This is a genomic window from Streptomyces megasporus (assembly GCF_000718985.1).
GTDB classification, from domain to species: domain Bacteria; phylum Actinomycetota; class Actinomycetes; order Streptomycetales; family Streptomycetaceae; genus Streptomyces; species Streptomyces megasporus.
This window is the reverse complement of sequence record NZ_JODL01000015.1, coordinates 16,684-42,905: the sequence shown is the minus strand read 5'-3', so window position 1 is coordinate 42,905 and position 26,222 is coordinate 16,684. Positions and strand designations below refer to the sequence as shown.

Sequence of the window (26,222 nt, the reverse complement as noted above, 5' to 3'; positions counted from 1 at the left end):
ATGACGTCCGGCTCCTCCGGTCTTCCTCGCCCGTCTACGCTGGGCGGCGACGGGCGAGGAAGGCCGGAGAAGACCGGAGGAGCCGGGAGGTGGGGCGGTGTCGGCGATCCGGTTGCTGGTGCTGGGCGCGGTCCGCCAGCACGGACGCGCGCACGGGTACCAGGTCCGCAACGACCTGGAGTTCTGGGGCGCGCACGAGTGGTCCAACGCCAAGCCGGGCTCGATCTACCACGCGCTCAAGCAGATGGCCGGACAGGGGCTGCTGCTCGCGCACGACACCGCGCCGAGCACGGCCGGAGGCCCGCCGCGCACCGAGTACGAGCTGACGGACGCGGGCGAGGAGGAGTACTTCAGGCTGCTGCGCTGGGCGCTCACCGCCCACGAGGAGAAAGCGGACGTGCTCACGGCCGGGGTCGGTTTCATCGTGGACCTGCCGCGTCGGGAGGCGATCGAGCTGCTCAGGAGGCGCGTGGAGGCGTTGGAGGAGTGGAGCGAGGAGGTCGCCCGCGACTGGGTGCCCCCGGGCGCCCCCGAGGAGTGGGGCCACATCGGCGAGATCATGGGGCTGTGGGTGCACTCCGCCCGGAGCGGAGCGGAGTGGACCCGCGGCCTGATCGAACGCCTGGAGAACGGCGCGTACGTGATGGCCGGCGAGGGGGAGAGGACGACCGAGGTCCTGCCCGAGGGAGTCGAGAACCCGTTCGCCGAGCGGACCCGTCCTTGATCGGGTCTTCGCTCGGGTCCTTGATCGGGACCTGATTCGACACCGCCGACGAATGTCGGGACACTGCAACGCATCTCACACGGAACGTTTCCCTCCGCGTCCCCCGCGCGGGCGGCACGGCCCCTATCCTCACTGACGGGAACGGACATTTCTCGCTATGCGGTGGGAAATGTCCTCTCTGTGACGGGGACGAACGGCTGGAGGCGTGAGGAGCGGACGAGTTTGGCGGAGACCACCACGAGCAACGCGGTGACCGAGGCGGGTCACGCCGAGGAACGCGAGCAGCCCACGGACGAGAACCGGGCCCGGAGCGCCTTCCTGCCGCCCTCCGGCGTACCGCTGCCGTCCCAGCAGACCGAGGAGGAGCACCCCACCTCCGAGTTCGCCGTCCCGGAAGGGCTGCGGAAGATCCCGGCGCCCCCCGAGGAGGAGCACTCCACCTCCGAGTTCGCCGTCCCCGAGGGCGTGCGGACGGCCCTGCCCCCCGAGCCCGGCTCGGCCTTCACTCCGCCCGACGGCATCCGGACGATCAACGACCTGGTGCGTCCGGGCGCGCCCTGGCAGGACCGGATGCGCAGCATGGTCCGGATGCCGCTGGGCGAGCGGCCCGTGCCCGAACGCCCCCGGCGCACCGACGAGGAGGACGTCGACGCCGGGCCGTCCGCGCCCCGCGTCCTCGACCTGACGCTGCGCATCGGCGAGCTGCTGCTCGCGGGCGGCGAGGGAGCCGAGGACGTCGAGGCGGCGATGTTCGGGGTGGCGCACGCCTACGGGCTGGACCGTTGCGAGCCGACGGTCACCTTCACCCTGCTGTCGATGACCTACCAGCCGTCGCTGGTGGACGACCCCATCACGCTGAGCCGGACGGTACGCCGCCGCGGCACCGACTACACCCGGCTGGCGGCGGTCTTCCGCCTGGTGGACGACATCACCGACGGCGAGGTCACGCTGGAGGAGGCGTACGGCCGCCTCGCCGAGATCCGCCGCAACCGCCACCCGTACTCCAAGGGCGCGCTCACCGTCGCCAGCGGTCTGCTGGCGGGCGCGGCGTCCACCCTGGTCGGCGGCGGTTGGCTGGTGTTCCTCCTCGCGGCGATCGGCGCGATGCTCGGCGACCGGCTCGCCTGGGTCTTCTCCAAGCGCGAGATGCCGGAGTTCTACCAGTTCGTGGCGGCGGCGATGCCACCCGCGACGATGGGCGTGCTGGTCGCGCTGTTCGCCCCGGACCTGGGGCTGGAGATCAGAGCGTCCGCGGTCGTCACCGGCGGCCTGTTCCCGCTGATCCCCGGTAGAGCCCTGGTGGCGGCCGTCCAGGACGGGCTGACCGGTTTCTACATCACCGCCTCCGCCCGTCTGTTGGAGGTCGTCTACCTGGTCGTCGGCATCGTCTGCGGTGTGCTGCTCGTGCTCTACATCGGCTCCGAGCTGGGCGCCAACTTCAACCCCGACGGGCTGGACCACCGCACCCGGCCGTCCCTCCAACTGCTGGCGGCGATGCTGCTGGCGCTGACCTTCTGCCTGCTGCTCCAGCAGGAACGCTCGACGGTGCTGCTCGCCACGCTCAACGGCGGCGTCGCCTGGCTGGTGTACGGCGCGATGGCCGACGTCGGCGGCATCGACCCGGTCGCGGCCACCGCGACGGCGGCCGGCCTGGTGGGCCTCTTCGGACAGTTGATGTCGCGCTACCAGTTCATCTCGGCGCTGCCGTACATCACGGCGGCGATCGGCCCGCTGCTGCCCGGTAGCGCCATCTACTTCGGGCTGATCGGCGTCGCCCAGGGGGACATGGACCAGGGCCTGGCGAACCTGACGAGGGCCGCCGCCCTGGCCCTGGCGATCGCGATCGGGGTCAACCTGGGCAACGAACTGGCCCGGCTGTTCATCAAGGCCCCGGGCCGGGAGACCCCGCTGCCGGGCCGCCGCGCGGCCAAGCGCACCCGCGGCTTCTGATCCCCGCCCGAGGAGGTCCCGCCCGAGCCCGCACCCGGGCCCCAAGACGCCCGTGCCCCGGGCCGCGCACGCGCGGCCCGGGGCACGGGCGTGGAGGCGTCGGGCCGCGGACGCGCGGCCCGACGCGGCGGCTCAGTGGTGGCCGCCCGCATCCGCCAGACGCTTGATCGAGGCCTCGACCTCGGCCTCGGCCTCGGCGCGGCCGACCCAGTTGGCGCCCTCGACCGACTTGCCGGGCTCCAGGTCCTTGTAGACCTCGAAGAAGTGCTGGATCTCCAGCCGGTCGAACTCGCTCACGTGGTGGATGTCGCGCAGGTGCTCCACACGCGGGTCGGACGCGGGCACGCACAGCAGCTTGTCGTCGCCGCCCGCCTCGTCCGTCATGCGGAACATGCCGATCGCGCGGCACTTGATGATGCACCCCGGGAAGGTGGGCTCCTCCAGCAGCACCAGGGCGTCCAGAGGGTCTCCGTCCTCACCCAGGGTGTTGTCGACGAAGCCGTAGTCGGCCGGGTACACGGTCGAGGTGAACAGGTGACGGTCGAGCCGGATGCGACCGGTCTTGTGGTCCACCTCGTACTTGTTCCGCGACCCCTTCGGGATCTCGATGACGACGTCGAACTCCAAGGGAGACTCCTCCGTGTGTTCAGTCCTCGCCGGGGTCCGGGGGTCCTCCCCCGGAGAACGGCGGTGTGGTGGTTAAGTGTCTCTCACGCAGGCGTGTGGGCGCGAAAGGGGCTGGTCCGAGGTGCGGGACACGTGGCAGGTGGCAATCGGCTCCGCCGCCGTCGGCCTCGCGGTCGCAGTGTCGGCGGTGACCGTCACGGGACCCTGGGACTCGGGTCAGCGTACGGCGGAGCGGGTCCGCGCCGCCGCGTGGGACCACCGAGCCGGCGCGGACCACCCCGGCGGCGCCCGGGGCGGGCCCGCTCCCGCGCCCGGCGCGCCCGAGGTGCTGACCGCCCTCGGCACGGCGCCGGACGGCTCCGACCGGGACGGCGCCGCACAGGGCGACCCCGGCCGGAACGGTGCCGCCCCGGGCGCCGGAGGCGCCCCCCTGCCCACCCGCACCGCGCTCGCCGACGCGCTGGAGCCGCTGCTGGAGAGGGACGCGCTGGGCACGCTCCGCACCGCCTCGGTGACGGACGTGGCGACCGGGCGGCAGCTCTACGGGGCCAAGGCCGACAGAGCGGTCGTCCCGGCGTCCACCATCAAGATCGCCACATCGGTCGCCGCGCTCTCGGCCCTCGGGGACGACCACCGGATTCCCACCCGTGTGCTCTGGGACGAGGACGGGAAGCGGGCCGTGCTGGTCGGCGGCGGCGACCCGACGCTGACCCGCGCGGGGCTGGCACGGCTGGCCGACGCCACTGCCCGGGAACTGGCGGAACGCGGCGCGGAGAGGATCGACCTGGCCTACGACGTCTCGCTCTACACCGGACCCGTCCGCCACCCGATCGGCGTGAACGACAACATCGCGCCGGTCGTCGCGCTGATGGTGGAGGCGGGCCGCCTCGACGACAGCACCCGCGGCCCCGCCCCACGCTCGGCCGACCCGGCCGGCGACGCCGCCGAGGCGTTCGCCGACCGGCTGCGCGACCGCGGCATCGACGTCTCCGGCGCCCCGCGCGCCGCCAAGGCGCCGAAGGGCGCCGAGGAGCTGGCCGTCCACCGCTCGGCACCGCTGTCGAAGCTGGTCGAGCGGGCGCTGACGCACAGCGACAACGACATCGCCGAGGCGCTCGCCCGGCAGACCGCGGCGGCGCGCGGCGAGCGCGTGAGCTTCGCCGGCGCCGCCCACGCCGTACGCGACCAGCTCGAGGAGTACGAGGGGCTGTCCCTGAAGGGGGCGCGCTTCGCGGACGGCAGCGGACTCGACCGGGCCGACCGGGCCTCCGCCGAGCTGCTGACCGAACTGCTGACGCTCGCCGCCGACCCCGACCACCCCGAGCTGCGGTCCGTCCTGAGCGGTCTGCCCGTGGCTCGCTTCAACGGCACGCTCGGCGGACGCTTCGACGACACCGCCACCCGCGCCGGAGCGGGCCTCGTCCGCGCCAAGACCGGCACGCTGACCGGGATCAACACCCTGGCGGGCACGGTCGTGAGCGCCGACGGCAGGCTCCTGGCCTTCGCCTTCATGGCCTCCGGCACCACCGACCGCCAGGGGGCCCACGAGGCCCTGGACCGGCTCGCCTCGGCCGTGGCCAACTGCGGCTGCCGCTGATCGCGGCCACTTCCGGCTCACGAGGCGGCCCACGGGGCTTTACGGACCCGCGCCGGCGGGCACCCGTTTCTCGGACACCCGGTCCGTCCGGCGGTCTCCTCCCGTTCGGCGGCATCGGCACGTACGGTGAAGTCATGACGAGCCTCGGTGGTGTGGAGATGGTCGACTGGAAGCTCGCGGCGGCGACCGCGACCCGGCTCGTGAAGCCGGGGCCCGAAGTGAGCCGGGACGAGGCGCGCGCGGCCGTCGCCGAGCTGCGCCGCCACGCGACCGCGTCCGAGGGGCACGTGCGCTCCTTCACCGGGATGGAGCCGGCCGACGGTTCCGGGGACACCCCCGTGCTCGTCGTGGACCGACCCGGATGGATCAGGGCCAACGTGGCGGGCTTCCGCGAACTGCTGTCGCCCCTGCTGGCCAAGATGCAGGAGCGGCGTGCCGCCGGTCCGGGCGGCGCGGTGCTCGGCGTGGTCGGGGGCAAGGTGACCGGCGTCGAGGTCGGGATGCTGCTGTCGTTCATGGCCTCGCGCGTCCTGGGCCAGTACGAGACCTTCGCCCCGGCCGGCCCGGACCTGCCGGGCACCGCGGGCGAGGGCGGCGGCCGACTGCTGCTGGTCGCGCCGAACGTCGTGCACGTGGAGCGCGAGCTGGACGTCGATCCGCACGACTTCCGGCTGTGGGTGTGCCTCCACGAGGAGACCCACCGCACCCAGTTCTCCGCCGTGCCCTGGCTGCGCGACCACATCGAGGGGGAGATCCACTCCTTCCTGGGGGAGACCGACGTGGACCCCTCCACGCTGCTGGAGCGGTTGCGCGAGGCCGTCCAGTCGCTGGCCGGCGGCAGGCCGTGGTCCGACGGGTCCGACGGGTCCGACGGCGAAGGGGAGGACGGGCGGAGCCTCGTCGAGCTGGTGCAGACGCCCGCCCAGCGCGAGATCCTCGGCCGCCTCACCGCCGTGATGTCGCTGCTGGAGGGGCACGCGGACTACGTGATGGACGGGGTGGGCCCCCAGGTGGTGCCCACCGTCGCCGAGATCCGGGAGAAGTTCCAGAAGCGCCGCGCCGCCGGGGCCGGCCGCCTCGACCAGGCGCTGCGCAAACTGCTGGGGCTCGACGCCAAGCTGCGCCAGTACCGCGACGGCGAGCGGTTCGTCCGCGCGGTCGTGGACGAGGTCGGCATGGAGGGCTTCAACAGGGTGTGGACGTCGCCCAACACGCTGCCCACCAAGGCGGAGATCGCCAAACCGGCGGAATGGATCGCGAGGGTGCACCGGAAAACGGACTGAGAAGCCCCGAATGCCCACACAATCACTCTTCCGAGGGACCGTGAGCGACGGGTATGCGTGCGATGCTCAGGGACACAGCTCTCCTCTGTCACCATTGGCGCACTCAGCGTAGTCACCGGTGCTTGTCACCCCCTCTCGAGGAAGTGAACGGACATGGGTCCCCACCCCGCGGTAGCAGCGATACGTCTGGCGGTCCGCCGCACGCTCCAGGACGTCCTCCGTGACGCCGACGCCTCCGGGCGCGGCCCCTTCGGAAACGATCGCCCCCCACTCGTGCTCGTCGCCTGTTCCGGCGGCGCCGACTCGATGGCGCTCGCCTCCGCCCTCGCCTTCGAAGCCCCCCGCCTCGGTCTGCGGGCCGGGGGCGTCACCGTGGACCACGGTCTGCAGCCCGGCTCCGACGACCGGGCCCGCGAGGTCGTCTCCCGTCTCGAAGCCCTCTCCCTCGCGCCGGCCGAGGCCGTCTCCGTGACCGTCGGCCGCGCCGGCGGGCCGGAGGCCGCCGCCCGCACCGCCCGCTACGTCGCCCTGGACGAGGCCGCCGAGCGCCACGGCGCCGCCGCGATCCTCCTGGGCCACACCCGTGACGACCAGGCCGAGACGGTGCTGCTCGGTCTCGCCCGCGGCTCCGGCACCCGCTCCCTGTCCGGGATGGCCGCCGTCTCCGGTTCGCCGACCGGGCGCGCGGGCGCCGAGCACCGCTACCGGCGGCCGTTCCTGGCCGTGGACCGCCAGACCACCCGCAAGGCGTGCATGGTCCAGTCGCTGCCCGTCTGGGACGACCCGCACAACGCCGATCCGGCCTTCACCCGCTCCCGGGTCCGCCACGACGCCCTGCCCGCCCTGGAGAAGGCGCTCGGCAAGGGCGTGGTCGAGGCCCTGGCCCGCACCGCCCAACTCTCGCGCGACGACGCCGACGCGCTCGACGCCTGGGCGGCCGACGCCGAGCGGACGGTCCGCACGCAGCCCCCCGGCGCCGACGGTGTCGCGGGTGTCGCGAACGTCACAGAGGAATCCGGGATCGCGCTCGACGTCGCCGGACTCCACGCCCTGCCGCCCGCCGTCCGCCGTCGGGTGCTGCGCCGGGTGACGGTCGCGGCGGGCGCCCCGGCGGGTTCGTTGTTCGCCCGCCACATCGAGGAGATCGACCGCCTGATCACCGACTGGCACGGGCAGCGGGCCATCAACCTGCCCGGCCGAGTGTCCGCCCGGAGGCAGGGTGGCACACTGGTCATCCGGCAAGTGTGAACCACGACCGAGAGCAGCAGGGTGGACGAAAAGGACATGGGCACCGACCTCAAGTCGGTGCTCGTCACCAAGGAAGAGATCGACGCGAAGCTGGCCGAGCTGGCGGCGAGGATCGACGAGGAGTACGCCGGTCGGGAACTGCTCCTGGTCGGGGTCCTCAAGGGCGCGGTGATGGTCATGGCCGACCTCGCCCGGGCCCTGTCCACACCCGTCACCATGGACTGGATGGCGGTGTCCTCGTACGGCGCGGGCACCCAGTCCTCCGGGGTGGTCCGCATCCTCAAGGACCTGGACACCGACATCCAGGGGAAGCACGTCCTGATCGTCGAGGACATCATCGACTCCGGCCTGACGCTGTCCTGGCTGCTGTCGAACCTCGGGTCCCGCGGCCCCGCCTCCCTGAACGTGTGCACCCTGCTGCGCAAGCCGGACGCGGCGAAGGTGGACATCGACGTCAAGTGGGTCGGCTTCGACATCCCCAACGAGTTCGTCGTCGGCTACGGGCTGGACTACGCGGAGAAGTACCGCAACCTGCCGTTCGTGGGGACGCTCGCGCCGCACGTCTACGGCGGCTGACCGGGATCGACGGATTCGGGCGGCCTTCCGGGAACGTCGAGGGAAAAACGGGCGTTGGAAGGAACGGGGCGGGAATGCTCGCCGTCCCGGCGTCGTCGTACAACCGAGTGCTTCGGAGGACGATGCTGGGGTACCGTCCGAAGGTCGGTCTGTTGAGGCAGTCTGTTCGTAGGCCGAGCAAAGCCGAGTAATACACCGTACGCACGGCGACCCTTTTGGGGGCGCGGTGCCTCACTGTGGCAGGAGGGACGGGGCGCGCGCGCCCCGTGTGGATGGACGTGAAGCGCTACTTCCGTGGTCCCGTCATGTGGATCGTGCTGGCTGCCCTCGCCGTGGTCGTGTTGATGAACGTCGTCGGCTCGTCCGGCGGTTACAAGACGGTGGACACCGGCCAGGTCGTGCAGGCGATCAACCAGAACAAGGTGCAGTCCGCCGAGCTGACGACCGGCGACGAGCAGACCATCAAGGTCGAGCTCAAGGGCGACGCCAAGATCGAGGGCAGCGACAAGGTCAAGGCGAGCTACATCGACGAACAGGGCGTCGATCTGGCCAAGCAGTTGCAGTCCAAGTACCAGGACGGGCAGATCAAGGACGGCTACACCGTCTCCCCGCAGAAGCAGAACCCGTTCCTCGGGATGCTGCTCTCCCTGCTGCCGTTCGTGCTGATCGTGATCGTCTTCCTGTTCCTGATGAACCAGATGCAGGGCGGCGGCTCCCGGGTGATGAACTTCGGGAAGTCGAAGGCGAAGCTGATCACCAAGGACACCCCCAAGACGACCTTCTCCGACGTGGCCGGCTCGGACGAGGCGGTCGAGGAGCTCCAGGAGATCAAGGAGTTCCTCCAGGAGCCCGCCAAGTTCCAGGCCGTCGGCGCGAAGATCCCCAAGGGCGTGCTGCTGTACGGCCCGCCCGGCACCGGCAAGACGCTGCTGGCGCGTGCCGTCGCGGGCGAGGCCGGGGTGCCGTTCTACTCGATCTCCGGCTCCGACTTCGTGGAGATGTTCGTCGGTGTCGGTGCCTCCCGCGTCCGTGACCTGTTCGAGCAGGCCAAGGCGAACGCCCCGGCGATCGTCTTCGTCGACGAGATCGACGCCGTCGGACGCCACCGCGGCGCCGGCATGGGCGGCGGCCACGACGAGCGCGAGCAGACGCTGAACCAGTTGCTGGTCGAGATGGACGGCTTCGACGTCAAGGGCGGGGTCATCCTGATCGCCGCCACCAACCGGCCGGACATCCTCGACCCGGCGCTGCTGCGTCCGGGCCGCTTCGACCGGCAGATCGCGGTGGACCGCCCCGACATGCAGGGCCGTCTGGAGATCCTCAAGGTCCACGCCAAGGGCAAGCCGATGGAGCCCGACGTGGACCTGTCCGCGGTGGCCCGCCGCACCCCCGGCTTCACCGGCGCCGACCTCTCCAACGTCCTCAACGAGGCCGCGCTGCTCACCGCGCGCAGCGACAAGAAGCTGATCGACAACAAGTTCCTGGACGAGGCGATCGACCGCGTCGTGGCCGGGCCGCAGAAGCGGACCCGGATCATGAGCGACAAGGAGAAGAAGATCACCGCGTACCACGAGGGCGGGCACGCCCTGGTGGCGGCGGCCCTGCCGAACTCCGACCCCGTCCACAAGATCACGATCCTGTCGCGCGGCAGGGCGCTCGGCTACACGATGGTGCTGCCGGACGAGGACAAGTACTCCACGACGCGCAACGAGATGCTCGACCAGCTCGCGTACATGCTGGGTGGGCGCGCGGCCGAGGAACTGGTCTTCCACGACCCGACGACGGGCGCCGCCAACGACATCGAGAAGGCGACCGCCACGGCCCGCGCCATGGTCACGCAGTACGGCATGACCGAGCGGCTGGGCGCGATCAAATTCGGCTCCGACCACTCCGAGCCCTTCCTGGGCAAGGAGATGGGCCACCAGCGCGACTACTCCGAGGAGGTCGCCGGGCTGGTGGACGAGGAGGTCAAGAAGCTGATCGAGGCCGCGCACAACGAGGCGTGGGAGATCCTCGTCGAGAACCGGGACGTGCTGGACAACCTGGTGCTGGCCCTCCTGGAGAAGGAGACCCTCGGCAAGGAGGAGATCGCCGAGATCTTCCGCCCGATCGTCAAGCGTCCTCCGCGTCCGGCCTGGACGGGCTCCTCGCGCCGGATGCCCTCGACCCGCCCGCCGGTCTCCACTCCCAAGGAGCTGGCCCTGACCAACGGCTCGCAGCCCGGCCTGGAGAAGGGCAAGGAGATCGGCCCGACCGAGAAGGTGATCTCCAAGGAGGTCGACCTGTCGGACGACCCCCGCACGGAGAGCTGAGCCGGGCTCCCGCCGGCGAGGAACGGCCCGCGGGTAGCCCAGGCCACACCGGCCCTTCGGAATGACCGCCGCGCCCCTCCGGTTTACTACCGGAGGGGCGCGTCTCCTTGCCGCGCACGCTCGAGAAACGAGGGACACATGATCGACCCGGTGACGCTGGACGGCGAAGGCCCCGTCGGAGAGTTCGACGAGAAGCGTGCCGAGAACGCCATACGAGAACTGCTCATAGCGGTCGGCGAGGACCCCGACCGCGAGGGGCTCCGTGACACCCCGGCGCGGGTGGCGCGGGCGTACCGGGAGATCTTCGCCGGGTTGCGGCAGCGACCGGAGGACGTCCTGACCACCACCTTCGACATCGGCCACGACGAGATGGTGCTGGTGAAGGACATCGAGGTGCTCTCCTCCTGCGAGCACCACCTGCTGCCCTTCCACGGCGTGGCGCACGTCGGCTACATCCCCTCCGAGACCGGGAAGATCACCGGGCTGTCGAAGCTCGCCCGACTGGTGGAGGTCTTCGCCCGCCGCCCCCAGGTCCAGGAGCGGCTGACCACCCAGATCGCCGACTCGCTGATGAGGATCCTCGAACCGCGCGGCGTGATCGTCGTGATCGAGTGCGAGCACATGTGCATGACGGTCCGCGGCGTCCGCAAGCCCGGCGCCAAGACCCTCACCTCCGCCGTCCGCGGCCAGCTCCGCGACTCCACCACCCGTGCCGAGGCGATGAGCCTCATCATGGCCCGCTGACGGGCCCGACGGTCGGCCACCCGGTCGGGCGCGGCGGGCCGCACCCACCGGGCGATGTCCGGGAGGCGCGGGGCGAGCGCCTACGCTGGACCACATGAACAGCTTGCGTGCCCTTCGCGGAGAGGTCACCGGACTCCCCTCGTGGGACCGGTGTGCCGTCATGGGCGTGGTGAACGTCACGCCGGACTCCTTCTCCGACGGAGGGCACTGGTTCGACACCGAGGCCGCGATCAAGCACGGTCTGGAACTGGTCGCCGAGGGCGCCGACCTGATCGACGTGGGCGGCGAGTCCACCCGCCCCGGCGCGACCCGCGTGGACGAGGCCGAGGAGCTGCGCCGAGTGATCCCGGTCGTCCGGGGCCTGGCCTCCGAGGGCGTCGTCGTCAGCGTGGACACCATGCGGGCCTCCGTCGCCGAACGGTCGGTGGCGGCCGGCGCCCGTCTGGTCAACGACGTCAGCGGCGGACGCGCGGACGAGCGCATGGTGCCGGTGGTGGCCGAGATCGGGGCGCCCTTCGTGGTGATGCACTGGCGCGGCCAGAGCGTCGACATGAACGACCGCGCCGTCTACACCGACACCGTCACCGAGGTGATCGACGAGCTGCGCGCCACCATGGACCGCGCGGTGGCGGGCGGCATCGCGCCGGAGAGGATCGTCGTCGACCCCGGGCTGGGCTTCGCCAAGCAGGCCCCGCACGACCTGGCACTGGTGGACGCCACGACCCGGCTGGCCCGGGAGCTGGGGCGGCCGGTGCTGGTGGCGGCCTCCCGGAAGCGTTTCCTGGGCCGCGTGCTGGCCGACGAGAGCGGCACCGTACCGCCCGCTCGGGAGAGGGACGCGGCCACGGCCGCGGTCTCGGCGATCGCGGCGCGCGAGGGCGCCTGGGCGGTGCGGGTACACGAGGTGCGCGCGAGCGCGGACGCGGTCCGGGTGGCGCGGGCACTGGAGGACACGAACCCCGCGGAAGGAAGCCGGTGACAGGAGAGGCCCGCACGGACGTCGAGGCCGTCGAGGCGGCGAACACCGCGCTGTACGAGGCCGTGGAGCGCGGCGACCTCGACGCCTTGGCCGAGCAGTGGCTGCACGAGGACGTCAGCGTCGTCCACCCCGGCTGGCCGGTGCTCACCGGGCGCGAGGAGGTGCTGCGCTCCTACGCGCTGATCATGGCGAACACCGAGTACGTCCAGTTCTTCCTCACCGACGTCGAGATCTCCGTGCTGGGCGACACCGCGGTGGTGACCTGCACCGAGAACATCCTCAGCGGCGGACCCGCCGAGGAGGACGGCTCGGCCGGGCCGCTGATCGGCGGACTGGTGGTCGCCACGAACGTCTTCCGCAGGACGGAGGACGGCCGGTGGAGGATCTGGGCGCACCACGGCTCCCCGATCCTCGTCGAGGAGGACGACGAGGACGAGGGCGTCGTGGACGACTTCGACGTCGACGGCCCCGACGGCATCGACGGAGAAGGCGGCACCCTCCTCTGAGACCCCCAAGGGGTGGTCTGAGAGAGTGACCCCTGCGGCGGCCGGTCCCGTGCGCCCCTTCGGTTCGCCCGTCCCTCGGGGAAGGGGAATGGGCGCGCGGTCGTGCGCGCTGTGAAGGGGACGCGGGTGCGTCGGGCGGTGTGTCCGGAAGTACCGCGCGTCCTGGTGTGTCGACGACCGCTGTCCGAACGACGGGAGTGAACGCGCGTGGATCGTGTCGCACTGCACGGGCTCAGGGTCCGCGGGCATCACGGGGTGTTCGAGCGGGAACGCGAGCAGGGACAGACCTTTGTCGTGGACCTGGTGCTGGGCCTGGACACCCGACCCGCGGCGGCCGACGACGACCTCGGCAAGACCGTCCACTACGGCATCGTGGCGGAAGAGGTCGCCGCGGTCGTCGCGGGCGAGCCGGTCGACCTGATCGAGACCCTCGCCCAGCGGATCGCCGACCAGTGCCTGACACACGAGGTGGTGCGGGAGGTGGAGGTGGTCGTGCACAAGCCGGAGGCCCCGATCACCGTCCCGTTCGACGATGTGACCATCACCATCAAGCGGAGCCGCGAATGACGCCGAACAGCGACCCGACCGTCCAGCCGGTGCCGGCCTCCGTGGTGCACCAGGTCGACGCCGCCGATGTGACCCTGCACAACCCCAAGCGCGCCGTCGTCTCCATCGGGAGCAACCTGGGCAACCGCACGGAGACCCTCCAGGGCGCCATCGACGCGCTGGAGGAGACCCCGGGAGTCCGGATCAAGGCGGTCTCGCCGGTGTACGAGACCGAACCGTGGGGGGTGGAGCCGGGCAGCCAGCCCTCGTACCTCAACGCGGTCGTCCTGCTGAAGACCACGCTGCCGCCCGGTTCGCTGCTGGAGCGTGCCCACGCCATCGAGGAGGCCTTCGCGCGCACGCGCGACGAACGCTGGGCGCCTCGGACGCTCGACGTGGACATCGTGGCCTACCAGGACGTCGTCTCCGACGATCCCGCGCTGACACTGCCCCACCCACGCGCCCACGAGCGCGCCTTCGTCCTCGCGCCGTGGCACGATGTGGACCCGGACGCCGAGGTTCCGGGGCACGGCCCGGTGGCGGACCTGCTCGACGCCGCCGGCAGGGAGGGCGTGGTGCTCCGGGAGGACCTGGAACTGCGACTGCCCGAGTGACCCCGGGCGACCGCCGCGGCGCCCCGTGGACGCCGCGGCCCGTGTCCGAACGGCCCCGTCGGCGTAGAGCGCCGGCGGGCCCGGGCGGGCTCGGAGGGACCCGGGGCGGTCCGGAAGACGCCGGACGAGCCCCGGACGGACACGGCCGGTACGGCCCGAACAACCGCCCGGACATCTGCCCGAACATCGCTGTCCGAACGACACCGTCGACCACGGCGGTGCCCGAGTGACGTGGGGAGCCCCGTGAGGGAACTACGCATCAGGACGCTGGCCGGCCTCTTCGCTCTCGCGGTGGTGCTGTCCTGGGCGGGAGCCCGGATGTGGGACGCGCTGGGCACGCTGCCCGCCGTGCCCGTCGCGGCGCCGGTCGTGCTCGCGTTGATCGCCGCCGTCCTGGCCGCCACCGCCCTGTCGATCCGTTCCCGGCTGCGCGCCCAGCGCGAGCGGCGACCCGGCGCCAAGGGCGTGGAACCGATCATGGCGGCCCGTGCCGTCGTCTTCGGCCAGGCCAGCGCGTTGGTGGCCGCCCTGGCCGCGGGCGCGTACGGCGGCACCGGCCTCTACCTGCTCTTCAACGCCATGGACGTGGCGGCCCGCCGCGACCAGGCGGTCTACGCCGGCCTGTCGGTGCTGGCGGGCGCCGCGGTCGTCGCGGCGGCCATCTTCCTCCAGCGGGTGTGCAGGCTTCCCGAGGACGACGACACCCCGCCGACCGCCGCGGCGGCCTGACCCCGGACCGCCCCGGGCACCCCCTGTCGATCGGGGCGCGTCCACCGCTATCGTCACCGCATGGAGGAGATCCTGGACCCGCCGGACCTGAAGGCCGACGTCCACCCCAGCCGCCGTTTCCAGGAACGCCTGTTGAGGGACCCCGAGGACCGCGAGGCGTGGCGGGGTCTGCGCGCGTCGTACGACGAGATGGCCGAGGGCTGGCGGGAGTGGACGGACGACCAGCGCGGGTACGACCTCCCGGTGCGCGAGGGGCTCCTTCGCGCCCGCCGCGCCGAGTGGGCCGTGGAGATCTGCTGCGGCACCGGGGAGGCGACGGCCGCGATCGCGGAGGCCGTGCCGAGGGTGGTCGCCTGCGACCTGAGCCTGCCGATGCTGCGGCGCCGCGTGGACGTGCCCGGGGTGTGCTGGGCGGTCGCCGACGTGCGGGCGCTCCCTGTGGGGACGGCCCGGGTCCCCTTGGTGGTGTCGCTCAACGGGGTGTTCCACCCCGCCGAGATCGTCCGGGTGCTCAGGCCCCGAGGGCAGCTCCTGTGGTGCACCTCGTTCCGCTCGGGGACGCCGCTGTACGTGCCGCCGGAACGGATGCACCGGCTGCTGGGCGAGGGGTGGACGGCCGAGAGCGGCCACGCGGGGCACGGGGAGTGGACGCTGTTCACCGCTCCGGGGGCATGAGGGGGCCGGCCGTCGGCCGGATCGGATGGAGGGGGGATCCGTGCAGGTGGTGCTCATCGCGCCGTTCCTCATGCGGTTCCGGCTGTGCGCGAACACCTTCGGGGGCGAGGTCGGCAGGGCGCTGAGGGAGGCGGTCACCGAGGCCGTGCCGGGGTTCTCGCCCCAGCCCGAGGGACCGGACTCGCCACTGCTGTTCGACTACCACATGTCCACCGGCGGCTCGCGGCTCAGCGGCAAGAAGACCGTCGGAACGGTCGAGCTGGAGGACACCGGATCGCTGTGGTGCCGCTTCGAGCCGAGCGGCCACTGCTACGTCGTGCGGACGGTGGAGGTACCCGACAGGGAGGCCGTCCACCGTCGCGAGCGCGCCTTGGTGGAGCGGATCAATCCGCACGTCGCGCGGTGGACGGACGCCATCTCGGAGCGGATGCTCGCCACCGGGCTGGTCGATCCGGCGGACGAGGCGGCGATGGACCCCGGACGGCTGCTGTGGTGGCACCGGGTGCTGATGGACCCGCCGGAGGGACAGGAACCGGGCGCGACCCGGGTCTACGGCGTGGAGCGGAAGATCCACGACAACGCCCGCCTGCGTTTCGGGGACGGGTTCACCACCCTGGTCGGGCTGCCGCCGCACCGGGTCGGCGAGGTGCTGGAGGGCGTGATGGCGGCCACCGGCGAGTGGATCGCGGTGGACGAGGCCAACCGGCTGGTGTCGGCCCGGATGCTCCGGCTCAACGACGCCCGCTGGGACCGGGTGGCGGACGTGGACCGGCAGTTCGCCGCCTCGCTCAAGCTCAGCAAGGATCTGGCCCTGCGCGACATGGTGCGACTGGAGGAGAGCCGCTACACCGTCAACGCCGGCGCGGTGGTGATGGACGCGGCGATGGAGCGCTGGGCGATGGAGCGCGAGCGCGGGGTGCTGGAGGTCCAACTCCAGTCGCTGCGCGACATCCTGGACTTCCACCGCACGATGACCCAGTACCGACGCGACGAGCGCCGCAACCGACTGCTCTTCGTCTTCACGGCCATCGCGCTCTTCCAGTCGGTCCTGGTCTGGTACGACTTCGCCCACGAGGGGAACAACACCCTCGGACCGGCGCTGCGACTGGTCGTGGTCAGCGTGATCGCCACGCTCACCGTGGTCGTCGTGGTGTCGTCCCTGGTGTCCCGGCGCGGGGAGTGAACCGCCGACCACCGCCCCGGGCGCCCGTCGACGGCTCCGCGACGTTTTGTGGCCTCCCGATAACGAATGGGAACGGACGCTGCCTCAGGAGGCGCCGGTCACGGTAAATTCCAGACCATGCCCCGAGGACGCCACCGCCAAGCACCTCCCCTGCACCGGCTGCTCGCACCGTCCGCCGTGGCGGTCGTGGCACTTCTCTGCGCCGTCGGGGCCTGGCTGGTCGGTGAGACGGACGATCCGGCGGTGCTGCTGCTGCGCGTCCTCACCGCCGTGGCCGCGCTGTCCGCCACGGCCGGGGCCGTGCTGCTGCGCCAGTGGGACCGGGAGGCGGGCCGACGGGTCGGCGAGGTGAGGGCGGCCAAGGCCACGGCCGAGTGGCGGGCCGAGGAGCGCCAGTCGGAGCTGGAGAACGAACTGGAGGAGTCGATCGAGCTCCGCGGGAAGGCGGAGGCCGAACTCCGGAGCAAACAGGGGGAACTGGAGAGGCTGCGCACCGAGCACGCCGCGCTGCTGCGCCGGTACGCCACCGCCGAGACCGAGCGGGCCAGCGCCCTGGAGGGTCGGCGGCTGCTGGCCCTGGAGACCGCGGGCCCGGCCAAGGAACTCACCACCGGGGCGGCCGACCACCGGCGGGCCTCGGGTGCGCCCACACCGCTCACCTACCTCCAGGCGGACGAGGCCCTCAGGCGGCTGCGGACGAACGCCGCACGTCAGCGCGAGCGGGAGGCGTGGGAGCGGCGGGAGGCCGAGCGCGCGGCCGCCGAGGAGCGCGAGCGGGCCGCCGCGTCCCGAGTCCCGGCGCGGGGCCTGCCGCGGGACGGCGTCGAGCCGTACCGGCAGGGCGCCGGGGAGACGGGGGGCGGGGCCACGGCTCCCAAGCGCGGCGGCTTCGACTTCTTCGGCACCCAGGGCCCCCAGCGGCGCCGCAGGGCGCCCGGCGGGCCGCGCGGCTCCGCCGAGTCCCCGTCCGACCAGGACGAGGACGGGCACCGGGCCGGACCCACACCCGAGCCTGCACCCGAGCCTGCACCCGAGCCCACACCCGCACCCGAGCCCGTGGCCGTGCCCCGCGCCCCGCGTGCCGTCGCGGGCAAGGTCATCGACCTGGGCGAACCCGACGCCGCGGACTCGGACGGCCGGGCCGGCGCCGAGGACGTCGACGCCCCCACCGGCCGGCGCCGGCGCCGGACCCGCGCCTGACGCCCGATCCGGACGCACGCCCCGACCCCCGAGCCCCTTACGTCAGCCAGCGCTCCGGACGCGCCTCCCGGCGGCCGGTGCGGGAGCGCTCGGCCTGGGCCGCGACCACCACACGGGCCTCGGCCGCGTCGCGCAGCCGCGCCGCCACCGTCCCGTTCGCGCCGTGGTCGACATGGACGTTCGCCAGGCCGTGGAACCTCTCCCAGGGCCCCTGGGAGAGGCGGACGCTCTGCACCTTCGCGTGCGGCACCAGCGTCAGCCTGCGGCACACCAGACCGCGGCGGCTCGCGAAGACCGTCTCCGTCACCCCATGGCCGTACCCCCGCCACCACAGCGGGACCACCCAGCGCGCCCGGCGCGGCACCGGGGTCAGGGCCGCGACCGCCTCGTCCGGGTCCACGCCGGGGAGCACCCGCCCCAACACGCCGCGGGCCACCTCCCGCTCGGCGACCGGCAGCAGCACGCCGCCCTCGTTGCCCCCGGCCGCCACGTCCAGCTCCACCCGCACCCAGCCGCGCCGCCGCCACAGCCACGGCTCGACGATCCGCACCGCCTGGACGCGGCCCGGGGGGACGGTGGCGTGGGCGCGGTCCAGCAGGCCGTGGTCGAGCCGCAACCCGTCCGGGGACTCGGCCACCGCCCAGTCGAACTCCGTCAGGAAGCGACCCAGACCGCTCTGCCAGACACCGCCGAGCAGCGGCACCGCGACCGCCAGGGCGGGCCAGGGACTGCCGGACGCCCACCAGACCAGCGCGGGGAAGACGGCCGCCGCGATCAGCGCGCTCCAGGTGGTGCCGAGCAGCAGCAGCGAGACCAGCAGCATCCGCGTGTCGACCCGGACCAGCTCGTGGGCGGGGGCCTCGCCCACCTCCGGGGCGGCCTCGGGCGCCATCCCCGCCGCCCGCGCCAGCAGCTCGGCGCGGAGCGCGACCGCCTCCCGCTCGGCGAGGAACGCCAGCTCGTCCTTCTTGTCGGTGCCGACCACGTCCAGTTTGAGCTTGGCGACCCCCACGATCCGGGCCAACAGGGGCCGGCTCACGTCGATCGCCTGGAGACGGTCCAGCCGGATGTGCGCCACCCGCCGGAACAGCAGGCCGGTGCGGATGCGCAACTCGGTGTCGGTCACCAGGTAGCTCGTCATCCACCACGACAGGAAGCCGTACGCGGCCGCCACCGGCAGCAGCACCGCCACCCCCGCCAGCAGCCAGGTGACCGAGAGGTTCTCCACGCCCTGCCTGGCCCGTTCCGGGTCCTGCGCGGCGAAGGCGAACAGCGCGGCCAGGGGTGCCCACGCCCGTCGCCACGGGGTGACCGGGTGCAGCCGTTTGCCCTCCGGGCGCTTGGGAAGCGCCATCACAGCCCCGCCGACCGGGCCTCGCCCAACTCGGTGAGCCGGTGCCGCAGCCGCTCGGCCTCCTCGGGCGCGAGGCCGGGGATGTGCGCGTCCGTCGTCGCGGCGGCGGTGTGCAGTTGCACACGGGCCAGCCCGAAGTGCCGCTCCAGCGGCCCGGAGGTGACCTCGACCAACTGCATCCGGCCGTAGGGCACGACGGTCAGCCCGCGCCAGATCACCCCGCGGGCGATCAGCAGGTCGTCGTCGCGCTCGGCGTACCGCCAGGACGCCCAGTTGCGGGCGATGGCCCGCAGGCCCCAGACCAGCGCCGCCAGGGGCACCGCGGCGAGCGCCGCCCAGGCGGGACCGGCCGTCGCCCCCAGGACCAGGCCCAGTGCCACGGTGAGCGGGCCGAGCGTGGCGGCCAACAGCGTCCTGCGCATCCGCAGCAGCCCCCGCTCCACACCGCGCCACCGCTCGCCCGTGGCGGTGACCGTCCCGGGGCTCTGCGCCCCCGTCTCTCCCCCTGCCGGCTGACTCATACGGCAAGCGTATGCGGTGATGGTGACGGTGCGTATCCGTCGTGGGGAGGAGACCGCGGTGCCGCCGGCGGAGTCGCCGGAGCTGTCAGACTGGTGACCATGACCGATCCCGGTACGAGCACCGAGCCCGGTACGAGCACCGAGCCCACCGAGACAGTCGTCGGCGTCGGCGGCGCGGCGGAGAGCACCGACATGGTGCTCAACATCGGCCCGCAGCATCCCTCCACCCACGGGGTGCTGCGGCTCCGACTCGTGCTGGACGGCGAGCGGATCACCACCGCCGAGCCGGTGATCGGCTACATGCACCGCGGCGCGGAGAAGCTGTTCGAGGCGCGCGACTACCGGCAGATCATCGTCCTCGCCAACCGTCACGACTGGCTGTCGGCGTTCTCCAACGAGCTCGGCGTCGTCATGGCCGTCGAGCGGATGCTGGGCATGGAGGTCCCCGAGCGCGCCGTGTGGGCGCGCACGCTGCTGGCGGAGCTGAACCGGGTCCTCAACCACCTGATGTTCCTCGGCTCCTACCCGCTGGAGCTGGGCGCCATCACGCCCATGTTCCACGCCTTCACCGAGCGCGAGGAGCTCCAGCACGTGATGGAGGAGGTCTCCGGCGGACGCATCCACTACATGTTCAACCGCGTCGGCGGCCTCAAGGAGGACCTCCCGGCCGGCTGGCTCGGACGAGCGCGCCACGCGGTGGCGGCGGTCCGCGCCAAGATGGACACCTACGACCGGCTCGTCCTGGGCAACGAGATCTTCCGGGGCCGCACCCGCGGCGTCGGCGTCCTCGCCCCGGCCACCGTCCACGCCTACGGCGTCAGCGGGCCGATCGCCCGCGCCTCCGGCGTGGACTTCGACCTGCGCCGCGACGAGCCGTACCTGGCGTACGGGGAGTTGGCCGACGTCCTGAAGGTCGTCACGCGCGCCGAGGGCGACTGCCTGGCCCGCTTCGAGGTGCTGCTGGAGCAGACCCACAACTCCCTCGACCTGGCCGACGCCTGCCTGGACCGCCTCGCCGAGCTGCCCCCCGGGCCGGTCAACCAGCGGCTGCCCAAGGTGCTCAAGGCCCCCGAGGGAGCCACCTACGCCTGGACGGAGAACCCGCTCGGCCTCAACGGCTACTACCTGGTCTCCAAGGGGGAGAAGACCCCCTACCGGCTCAAGCTCCGCTCGGCCTCGTACAACAACGTCCAGGTGCTGACCGAGCTGCTGCCCGGCACGCTGGTCGCCGACATGGTGGCGATCCTCGGCTCGATGTTCTTCGTCGTCGGCGACATCGACAAGTGACGGGCGGAACGGCGGACGGGCCGGCGGACGGGGCGGGCCGGCGGGGGCCGCGGCGCTGGCGCCGGGCCGCCGAGGAGGCGCTCTACGGGCCGGAAGGGTTCTTCGTGCGACAGGCGCCCGCCGCGCACTTCCGCACCTCCGTGCACGTCTCCCCGCTGTTCGCGGAGGCGGTGGCCGAGCTGCTGCTGCGCGTGGACGCGGTGCTCGGACGCCCCGACGAACTGGCGCTGATCGACTACGGCGCCGGCCGCGGCGAGCTGCTGAGCGGCGTCCTGGCCGCGCTGCCGGACGCGGTCGCCGCCCGGGTCCGTCCCCACGCCGTGGAGATCGCCCGCCGCCCGGCCGGCCTCGACCCGGCGATCGGCTGGTCCGACACCCCGCCACGCGGCGTGGCGGGGCTGCTGTTCGCCAACGAGTGGCTGGACAACGTGCCCGTGGACGTCGCCGAGACCGACGGTGACGGCGTCCCCCGCTACGTCCTGGTGGACGACGACGGAACCGAGCACCCGGGCGAGCCGGTGACCGGCGCGGACGCCGACTGGCTCGCCCGCTGGTGGCCGCTGCCGCCCGAACCCGGCCTGCGCGCCGAGATCGGCCGTCCCCGCGACACCGCCTGGGCGGACGCCGTGGCCTGCCTGGACCGCGGCCTGGCCGTCGCCGTGGACTACGCCCACACCCGTGCCGCCCGGCCGCCGTTCGGCACCCTCACCGGCTACCGTGACGGCCGCGAGGTGCGGCCCGTCCCCGACGGGGAACGCGACCTGACCTCCCACGTCGCCCTCGACGCGTGCGCGGCGGCGGCGTCCGGGGACGGGCGGCCGGGCGTGCCGGCCGGCGTGTTGGTCTCCCAGCGCGAGGCGCTGCGCGCCCTGGGCGTCGGCGGCGCCCGGCCGCCCCTCTCCCTCGCCGCCGAGGACCCGGTGGCCTACCTGCGGCGGCTCGGCGACGCGGGGGAGGCGGCCGAGCTGACCGACCCCGGCGGCCTGGGCTCCTTCACCTGGCTGCTCCAACCCCGCCGGGCGCCGCTGCCTCCACCCTGGGGAGTAGGCGGGACGGCCGGGGATCGCCCATCCGGTTGACTCCCCCACGTATCGCCCCTGCCTACGCTGGGCACCGTGCATCGCCTGTACGAGTTCATACGCAGACACCCCACCCTGGTCGACGGGCTGTGGGCCCTCGTCCTGCTCGGGATGTCCGCCATGTGGCTCGCCGCGCTGGTGTCGCACCCCCCGTCCGCCGAGAGCCTGGACCAGGGCGGGGTGCAGCAGGCGGCCTCCGTGCCGATCATCCTCGCCCTGTGCACGGTGGTGGCCCTGCGGCGCCGGGCGCCGGAGAAGATGCTGCTGCTGGCCACCGGCGCGGGGGTGGCCGAGGTGGTGACGGGCGCCTTCCCGGTGCCCGCCAACTTCGCCCTGCTGGTGATCGTCTTCACCAACGCCTCCCGCAACGTCCGCTGGGCCTCCCGCTTCGCCCTGGCGGGCGCCCTGATCGCGCCCACCGTCAACACCCTGCGCTGGCCCAACGAGGGACAGAGCATCGCCGGGGCGGTGCTGGGCACGGTCTTCATGACCGTCACCTTCGTCCTCGCCTGGGTGCTGGGCGACTCGCTGCGCACCCGGCGCGCGTACTACGCGCAACTGGAGGAGCGCGCCGCCCGGCTGGAGCGGGAGCGCGAGGCGCAGGCCAAGGTCGCGGTGGCCGCCGAGCGCGCCCGCATCGCGCGCGAACTCCACGACGTCGTCGCGCACAACGTCTCGGTGATGGTCGTCCAGGCCGACGGCGCCGCCTACGTCCTCGACACCGCGCCCGAGCAGGCCCGACAGGCGCTGGGGACCATCTCCGACACCGGCCGCCAGGCGCTGTCGGAGATGCGGCGGCTGCTGGGCGTGCTGCGCACCGGAGAACAGGCCGAGGCCGGGGAGTACGTGCCGCAGCCCGGCGTCGAGCAGCTCGCCGACCTCGTCGAGCAGGTGCGCGGCGCGGGGCTGTCGGTGGACTTCCGGATCGAGGGCACCCCGCGCCCCCTGCCCAGCAGCGTCGAGTTGACCGCGTACCGCATCGTGCAGGAGGCGCTGACGAACACCCGCAAGCACGGCGGCCCCGACGTCGGCGCGACCGTGCGACTGACCTACGGCCCCGACGATCTGACCCTGCTCGCCGAGGACGACGGCCGCGGCGCCCAGCGCGAGCTGTACGAGGTCGGCGGGCTGGACGGACTGGGCCAGGGGCTGATCGGGATGCGCGAGCGCGTCGGCATGGTCGGCGGCAGTCTGGACGCGGGTCCCCGGCCGGGCGGCGGCTTCCGGATCAGCGCGGTCCTGCCGCTGAAGAACACCGACTGACGGACCACCGACCGAGGCCCGCCGCCGAATCACCGCCGAACCACCGCCGAACCACCGTCCAACCGGCACGAGAGGAACCCATGACCGTCCGCGTGATGCTCGTCGACGACCAGGCGCTGCTGCGCACCGGCTTTCGGATGGTGCTGGACGCCCAGCCCGACATGGAGGTCGTCGCCGAGGCCGGGGACGGTGCCGAGGCCCTGGAGAAGCTGCGCGCCACCGCCGTGGACGTGGTGCTGATGGACGTGCGGATGCCCCGCCTCGACGGGGTCGAGGCCACTCGCCGCATCTGCGAGCGGGGCGAGGGCGGTCCCGGCAGCCCCAGGGTGCTGATCCTGACCACCTTCGACCTCGACGAGTACGCCTTCTCCGCGCTGCGGGCCGGGGCGAGCGGCTTCCTGCTCAAGGACGTGCCGCCGAACGAACTGCTGGCCGCGATCCGCGCCGTCCACAGCGGGGACGCGGTGGTGGCCCCCTCCACCACCCGCCGACTCCTGGACCGCTTCGCCGCCCTGCTGCCCGCCGCGACCGAGCAGCCGCGGACCAGGGAGCTGGAGAGGCTGACGGACCGCGAGCACGAGGTGCTGCTGCTGGTCGCCCAAGGGCTCTCCAACGGGGAGATCGCCGAGCGGCTGGTGCTCTCGGAGGCCACCGTCAAGACGCACGTGGGACGCATCCTCACCAAGCTGGAGCTGCGCGACCGCGTCCAGGCGGTGGTGCTGGCGTACGAGACCGGACTGGTGCGCGCCGGCGGGGGCGCGTGACGGAACGCGGACCGCCCCGGCGGTCAGCCCCGTGCCCGAGGCCCCGTGAGCGCCGGGACGCGGGCGAGGAACGCCGACAGCGCCTCGCGGACGTCCTCGGGACTCCACAGCAGCCCGGGGGCGGCGACCGTCACCTCGGTCATGGCCAGTCCGGGCGGCCCCGACGCCTCCCACACGCGGAAGAGCACCGTCTCGTCCTCCTCCGCCTGCCGCACGCCCGCGTCCGTCAACTCCTCGGGGTCGTGGGGCAGCCACACCTGGAACTGGTGGGTGTGCGGCTCCCTCGGATGGATGCGGAACCACGGCACCCCGGCGTCCTCCAGCCCCTGCCGCAGGGCGTTCGCGACCACCTTCGCGTGGTCGACGTACTCCGGCAGCCTCGGCAGTTCCCGCTCCAGCCCCACCAGGGCGGACAGCGCGGCGGGCCACTGCTGGAAGACCTGCCCGCCGTAGCGGTGCCGCCAGGCGCGGGCCTCGTCGATCAGGGTGGACGAACCGGCCAGGGCCGCGCCCGAGAGGCCGCCGAGGGACTTGTAGTAGGAGACGTACACGCTGTCGGCCAGGCCGGCGATCTCCGGGAGCGTCCGCCCGAAGTGCGGCACGCACTCCCACAGCCGGGCCCCGTCGAGGTGCACCACCGCCTCCCGCTCCCGCGCCGCGCCGACCGTCTCCACCAGCTCGTCCCAGGTCGGCAGCACGAACCCCGCGTCGCGCAGGGGGAGTTCGAGCATCAGGGTGCCGAAGGGCTCGGGCAGCTCCCACACCTCCTCGGCGGTGGGCGGCCTCGGCTCGGCGGTGGGGTGGACAGGGCGCAGGCCGGCGAGCAGCGTCAGCGCGTGGCGCTCGTGACGCTCGGGGTGGGACAGCGGGTGGAGGGCGACGGTGGTGTTGCCGGTGCGGTCCGCCCAGCAGCGCAGGGCCACCTGCTGGGCCATGGTGCCGGTGGGGAAGAACGCGGCGGCCTCGGTGCCCAGCAGGGCGGCGGTGCGCTCCTCCAGGTCGGCGACGATCCCGTCGCCGTAGACGTCGGGGCTCTCCGCCAGGTCGTGGACCTCGGCGCCCTCCTTCGCCAGCCGGGCCAGCCGTCCGGCGATCGTCCCGGACGCCGGGGGATCGGCCAGCAGGCGCCGGGCGGCGTTCCAGGCCGCGAGCCTGCGGGCCCGCCGCTCGTCCGGGGAGTCGGTGCCCGCGGGGGGCCGCGCGCCGCCTTGTGTGCCTTCTCGTGTGCCGTCGTCGTCCGCGGTCATGCGTCCGATCATTCCCGACCGGGGCGGTCGCCGCCGCCCGTTTCCGACGTCCGGCGGCGCCCACCGCGGAACCGCCCGCCGTCCGGCCGCCGTCCCACCGTGCGGACCGGGATCCCGCGGTGTCCGCGTAGCATGGCAACAATCGTCCGGTACCGATGCCCCGACCTCCCGCCCGGGGAACCCCACGGACTGGAACGGAAGGTCCGCCCACGTGAACGAACATCCCTCCGGTGCCGCCGGGGACCGTCCCGCGCGCCTGAAGGTCGGCGTCGTCGGCGCGGGACGCGTCGGCCCCGCCCTCGCCGCCGCGCTGAGGCTCGCAGGGCACCGCCCGGTGGCCGCGTCCGGGGTCTCCGACGCCTCCCGCCGCCGGGCCGAGGCCCTGCTGCCGGGAGTGCCGCTGGTGGAGCCCGCCGAGGTGCTGGCCCGCGCCGACCTCGTGCTGCTCACCGTCCCCGACGACGCCCTGCCCGGCCTGGTCGCCGGCCTGGCCGCCACCGGCGCCGTACGGCCCGGCCAACTCCTGGCGCACGCCTCCGGCCGCTACGGGATCGCCGTCCTGGACCCGGCGACACGGGCCGGCGCCCTGCCGCTGGCGCTCCACCCGGTGATGACGTTCACCGGCACCCCCGTGGACGTGGACCGGCTGGCGGGCTGCTCGTTCGGGGTCACCGCGCCCGAGGAGCTGCGGCTGGCCGCCGAGGCGCTGGTCATCGAGATGGGCGGGGAGCCGGAGTGGATCGCCGAGGAGGCCCGCCCGCTCTACCACGCGGCCCTGGCCATCGGCGCCAACCATCTGGTCACCCTGGTCGCCCAGGCGATGGAGCTGCTGCGCACGGCCGGGGTCGCCGCGCCGGACCGGATGCTCGGCCCGCTGCTCGGCGCGGCCCTGGACAACGCCCTGCGCTCCGGCGACGCCGCGCTGACCGGCCCGGTCGCCCGAGGCGACGCCGGCACGGTCGCCGCCCACGTCGCCGAGCTGCGCCGCCACGCGCCGCAGGCGGTGACGGGCTATCTGGCCATGGCCCGCACCACCGCGGACCGCGCCCTGGCGAACGGCCTGCTCAAGCCGGAGCTGGCCGAGGACCTGCTGGAGGTCCTCTCGGACGGGAGCACCCCGTGACCGACCTCGCCGGCCCGACCACCGAGCCCTCGACCACCCAAACCCCGACCACCCAAACCCCGACCAGCCAGACCTCGACCACCGAGACCGA

At 73.3% G+C, this 26,222-nt stretch carries 25 protein-coding genes; 21 read left to right on the top strand and 4 right to left on the bottom strand.

What is annotated here, in order from left to right:
* The first annotated feature begins 97 nt into the window (after positions 1 to 97).
* A complete protein-coding gene (locus tag IF47_RS0114485) occupies positions 98 to 724 on the top strand; it encodes a PadR family transcriptional regulator (RefSeq protein WP_031509179.1) in 627 nt (208 codons plus the stop codon).
* A gap of 222 nt (positions 725 to 946) precedes the next feature.
* Positions 947 to 2,674, top strand: a complete 1,728-nt coding sequence (locus tag IF47_RS0114480) for a threonine/serine exporter family protein (RefSeq protein WP_211257217.1) — start codon at positions 947 to 949, stop codon at positions 2,672 to 2,674.
* A 132-nt stretch (positions 2,675 to 2,806) separates the two neighbouring features.
* On the opposite strand, the gene IF47_RS0114475 is transcribed toward IF47_RS0114480, so the two are convergent.
* Positions 2,807 to 3,301 (bottom strand): inorganic diphosphatase, encoded by a 495-nt coding sequence (locus IF47_RS0114475; RefSeq protein WP_031509177.1) that lies wholly within the window; start codon positions 3,299 to 3,301, stop codon positions 2,807 to 2,809.
* A gap of 139 nt (positions 3,302 to 3,440) precedes the next feature.
* Between IF47_RS0114475 and dacB the strand changes: the two genes are divergently transcribed.
* From dacB to IF47_RS28745, 14 genes are all read left to right on the top strand, one after another.
* Positions 3,441 to 4,898 carry a D-alanyl-D-alanine carboxypeptidase/D-alanyl-D-alanine endopeptidase gene (gene dacB, locus IF47_RS0114470; RefSeq protein WP_342667268.1) on the top strand — a complete coding sequence of 486 codons (1,458 nt, stop codon included), beginning with the start codon at positions 3,441 to 3,443 and terminating at the stop codon, positions 4,896 to 4,898.
* 134 nt (positions 4,899 to 5,032) lie between these two features.
* The gene (locus IF47_RS0114465; protein ID WP_031509175.1) at positions 5,033 to 6,181 is read left to right on the top strand and encodes a zinc-dependent metalloprotease; all 1,149 of its coding nucleotides are present in this window, start codon (positions 5,033 to 5,035) and stop codon (positions 6,179 to 6,181) included.
* A gap of 153 nt (positions 6,182 to 6,334) precedes the next feature.
* Positions 6,335 to 7,429: a tRNA lysidine(34) synthetase TilS gene (gene tilS, locus IF47_RS0114460; protein WP_031509174.1), complete on the top strand. Its 1,095-nt coding sequence runs from the start codon at positions 6,335 to 6,337 to the stop codon at positions 7,427 to 7,429.
* 36 nt (positions 7,430 to 7,465) lie between these two features.
* Positions 7,466 to 8,005 (top strand): hypoxanthine phosphoribosyltransferase, encoded by a 540-nt coding sequence (hpt, locus tag IF47_RS0114455; RefSeq protein ID WP_031509173.1) that lies wholly within the window; start codon positions 7,466 to 7,468, stop codon positions 8,003 to 8,005.
* 272 nt (positions 8,006 to 8,277) lie between these two features.
* Positions 8,278 to 10,317, top strand: coding sequence for an ATP-dependent zinc metalloprotease FtsH (ftsH, locus tag IF47_RS0114450; RefSeq protein WP_031509172.1), 2,040 nt, complete (start codon positions 8,278 to 8,280; stop codon positions 10,315 to 10,317).
* A 138-nt stretch (positions 10,318 to 10,455) separates the two neighbouring features.
* Positions 10,456 to 11,061, top strand: a complete 606-nt coding sequence (folE, locus tag IF47_RS0114445) for a GTP cyclohydrolase I FolE (protein WP_031509171.1) — start codon at positions 10,456 to 10,458, stop codon at positions 11,059 to 11,061.
* Positions 11,062 to 11,155: 94 nt separating this feature from the next.
* On the top strand, positions 11,156 to 12,040 hold the full coding sequence (folP, locus tag IF47_RS0114440) for a dihydropteroate synthase (protein ID WP_031509170.1): 885 nt from the start codon (positions 11,156 to 11,158) through the stop codon (positions 12,038 to 12,040).
* Positions 12,037 to 12,546 carry a nuclear transport factor 2 family protein gene (locus tag IF47_RS0114435; RefSeq protein ID WP_031509169.1) on the top strand — a complete coding sequence of 170 codons (510 nt, stop codon included), beginning with the start codon at positions 12,037 to 12,039 and terminating at the stop codon, positions 12,544 to 12,546. Before folP ends, IF47_RS0114435 begins: the two co-directional genes overlap by 4 nt.
* A 207-nt stretch (positions 12,547 to 12,753) precedes the next feature.
* Positions 12,754 to 13,113: a dihydroneopterin aldolase gene (folB, locus tag IF47_RS0114430; protein WP_031509168.1), complete on the top strand. Its 360-nt coding sequence runs from the start codon at positions 12,754 to 12,756 to the stop codon at positions 13,111 to 13,113.
* Complete coding sequence (gene folK / locus IF47_RS0114425; protein ID WP_031509167.1) at positions 13,110 to 13,706, top strand: 2-amino-4-hydroxy-6-hydroxymethyldihydropteridine diphosphokinase; 597 nt, start codon at positions 13,110 to 13,112, stop codon at positions 13,704 to 13,706. Before folB ends, folK begins: the two co-directional genes overlap by 4 nt.
* Positions 13,707 to 13,949: 243 nt before the next feature.
* Positions 13,950 to 14,435: a DUF3180 family protein gene (locus IF47_RS0114420; RefSeq protein WP_031509166.1), complete on the top strand. Its 486-nt coding sequence runs from the start codon at positions 13,950 to 13,952 to the stop codon at positions 14,433 to 14,435.
* Positions 14,436 to 14,495: 60 nt separating this feature from the next.
* Complete coding sequence (locus tag IF47_RS0114415) at positions 14,496 to 15,110, top strand: class I SAM-dependent methyltransferase (protein WP_031509165.1); 615 nt, start codon at positions 14,496 to 14,498, stop codon at positions 15,108 to 15,110.
* Between the two features lie 40 nt (positions 15,111 to 15,150).
* On the top strand, positions 15,151 to 16,293 hold the full coding sequence (locus IF47_RS0114410) for a hypothetical protein (protein WP_031509164.1): 1,143 nt from the start codon (positions 15,151 to 15,153) through the stop codon (positions 16,291 to 16,293).
* 117 nt (positions 16,294 to 16,410) lie between these two features.
* Positions 16,411 to 17,493 carry a hypothetical protein gene (locus IF47_RS28745; RefSeq protein WP_051717662.1) on the top strand — a complete coding sequence of 361 codons (1,083 nt, stop codon included), beginning with the start codon at positions 16,411 to 16,413 and terminating at the stop codon, positions 17,491 to 17,493.
* 37 nt (positions 17,494 to 17,530) lie between these two features.
* On the opposite strand, the gene IF47_RS0114400 is transcribed toward IF47_RS28745, so the two are convergent.
* Both IF47_RS0114400 and IF47_RS0114395 read right to left on the bottom strand, forming a co-directional pair.
* Positions 17,531 to 18,847 carry a PH domain-containing protein gene (locus IF47_RS0114400; protein WP_031509162.1) on the bottom strand — a complete coding sequence of 439 codons (1,317 nt, stop codon included), beginning with the start codon at positions 18,845 to 18,847 and terminating at the stop codon, positions 17,531 to 17,533.
* The gene (locus IF47_RS0114395; protein ID WP_031509161.1) at positions 18,847 to 19,368 is read right to left on the bottom strand and encodes a PH domain-containing protein; all 522 of its coding nucleotides are present in this window, start codon (positions 19,366 to 19,368) and stop codon (positions 18,847 to 18,849) included. Before IF47_RS0114395 ends, IF47_RS0114400 begins: the two co-directional genes overlap by 1 nt.
* Positions 19,369 to 19,467: 99 nt before the next feature.
* Here IF47_RS0114395 and IF47_RS0114390 point away from each other — a divergent pair, with 99 nt between their 5' ends.
* From IF47_RS0114390 to IF47_RS0114375, 4 genes are all read left to right on the top strand, one after another.
* A complete protein-coding gene (locus IF47_RS0114390; RefSeq protein WP_031509160.1) occupies positions 19,468 to 20,655 on the top strand; it encodes an NADH-quinone oxidoreductase subunit D in 1,188 nt (395 codons plus the stop codon).
* The gene (locus IF47_RS0114385; protein ID WP_051717660.1) at positions 20,652 to 21,734 is read left to right on the top strand and encodes an SAM-dependent methyltransferase; all 1,083 of its coding nucleotides are present in this window, start codon (positions 20,652 to 20,654) and stop codon (positions 21,732 to 21,734) included. Before IF47_RS0114390 ends, IF47_RS0114385 begins: the two co-directional genes overlap by 4 nt.
* A gap of 36 nt (positions 21,735 to 21,770) precedes the next feature.
* Entirely contained in the window at positions 21,771 to 22,997 is a 1,227-nt protein-coding gene (locus IF47_RS0114380; RefSeq protein ID WP_031509158.1) for a sensor histidine kinase, read from the top strand.
* An 80-nt stretch (positions 22,998 to 23,077) separates the two neighbouring features.
* Complete coding sequence (locus IF47_RS0114375) at positions 23,078 to 23,761, top strand: response regulator (protein ID WP_031509157.1); 684 nt, start codon at positions 23,078 to 23,080, stop codon at positions 23,759 to 23,761.
* Positions 23,762 to 23,784: 23 nt separating this feature from the next.
* On the opposite strand, the gene IF47_RS0114370 is transcribed toward IF47_RS0114375, so the two are convergent.
* Positions 23,785 to 25,008, bottom strand: a complete 1,224-nt coding sequence (locus IF47_RS0114370) for a threonine aldolase family protein (protein WP_031509156.1) — start codon at positions 25,006 to 25,008, stop codon at positions 23,785 to 23,787.
* 211 nt (positions 25,009 to 25,219) lie between these two features.
* Here IF47_RS0114370 and IF47_RS31235 point away from each other — a divergent pair, with 211 nt between their 5' ends.
* A complete protein-coding gene (locus IF47_RS31235; protein WP_031509155.1) occupies positions 25,220 to 26,131 on the top strand; it encodes a Rossmann-like and DUF2520 domain-containing protein in 912 nt (303 codons plus the stop codon).
* Positions 26,132 to 26,222: the final 91 nt, after the last annotated feature.

Coding starts and splice junctions, on each gene's coding strand:
- IF47_RS0114465 (WP_031509175.1), top strand. CDS start 5,033: ATGACGAGCCTCGGTGGTGTGGAGATGGTCGACTGGAAGCTCGCGGCG.
- tilS (WP_031509174.1), top strand. CDS start 6,335: ATGGGTCCCCACCCCGCGGTAGCAGCGATACGTCTGGCGGTCCGCCGC.
- hpt (WP_031509173.1), top strand. CDS start 7,466: ATGGGCACCGACCTCAAGTCGGTGCTCGTCACCAAGGAAGAGATCGAC.
- ftsH (WP_031509172.1), top strand. CDS start 8,278: ATGGACGTGAAGCGCTACTTCCGTGGTCCCGTCATGTGGATCGTGCTG.
- folE (WP_031509171.1), top strand. CDS start 10,456: ATGATCGACCCGGTGACGCTGGACGGCGAAGGCCCCGTCGGAGAGTTC.
- folP (WP_031509170.1), top strand. CDS start 11,156: ATGAACAGCTTGCGTGCCCTTCGCGGAGAGGTCACCGGACTCCCCTCG.
- folK (WP_031509167.1), top strand. CDS start 13,110: ATGACGCCGAACAGCGACCCGACCGTCCAGCCGGTGCCGGCCTCCGTG.
- IF47_RS0114415 (WP_031509165.1), top strand. CDS start 14,496: ATGGAGGAGATCCTGGACCCGCCGGACCTGAAGGCCGACGTCCACCCC.
- IF47_RS28745 (WP_051717662.1), top strand. CDS start 16,411: ATGCCCCGAGGACGCCACCGCCAAGCACCTCCCCTGCACCGGCTGCTC.
- IF47_RS0114400 (WP_031509162.1), bottom strand. CDS start 18,847: ATGGCGCTTCCCAAGCGCCCGGAGGGCAAACGGCTGCACCCGGTCACC.
- IF47_RS0114395 (WP_031509161.1), bottom strand. CDS start 19,368: ATGAGTCAGCCGGCAGGGGGAGAGACGGGGGCGCAGAGCCCCGGGACG.
- IF47_RS0114390 (WP_031509160.1), top strand. CDS start 19,468: ATGACCGATCCCGGTACGAGCACCGAGCCCGGTACGAGCACCGAGCCC.
- IF47_RS0114375 (WP_031509157.1), top strand. CDS start 23,078: ATGACCGTCCGCGTGATGCTCGTCGACGACCAGGCGCTGCTGCGCACC.
- IF47_RS0114370 (WP_031509156.1), bottom strand. CDS start 25,008: ATGACCGCGGACGACGACGGCACACGAGAAGGCACACAAGGCGGCGCG.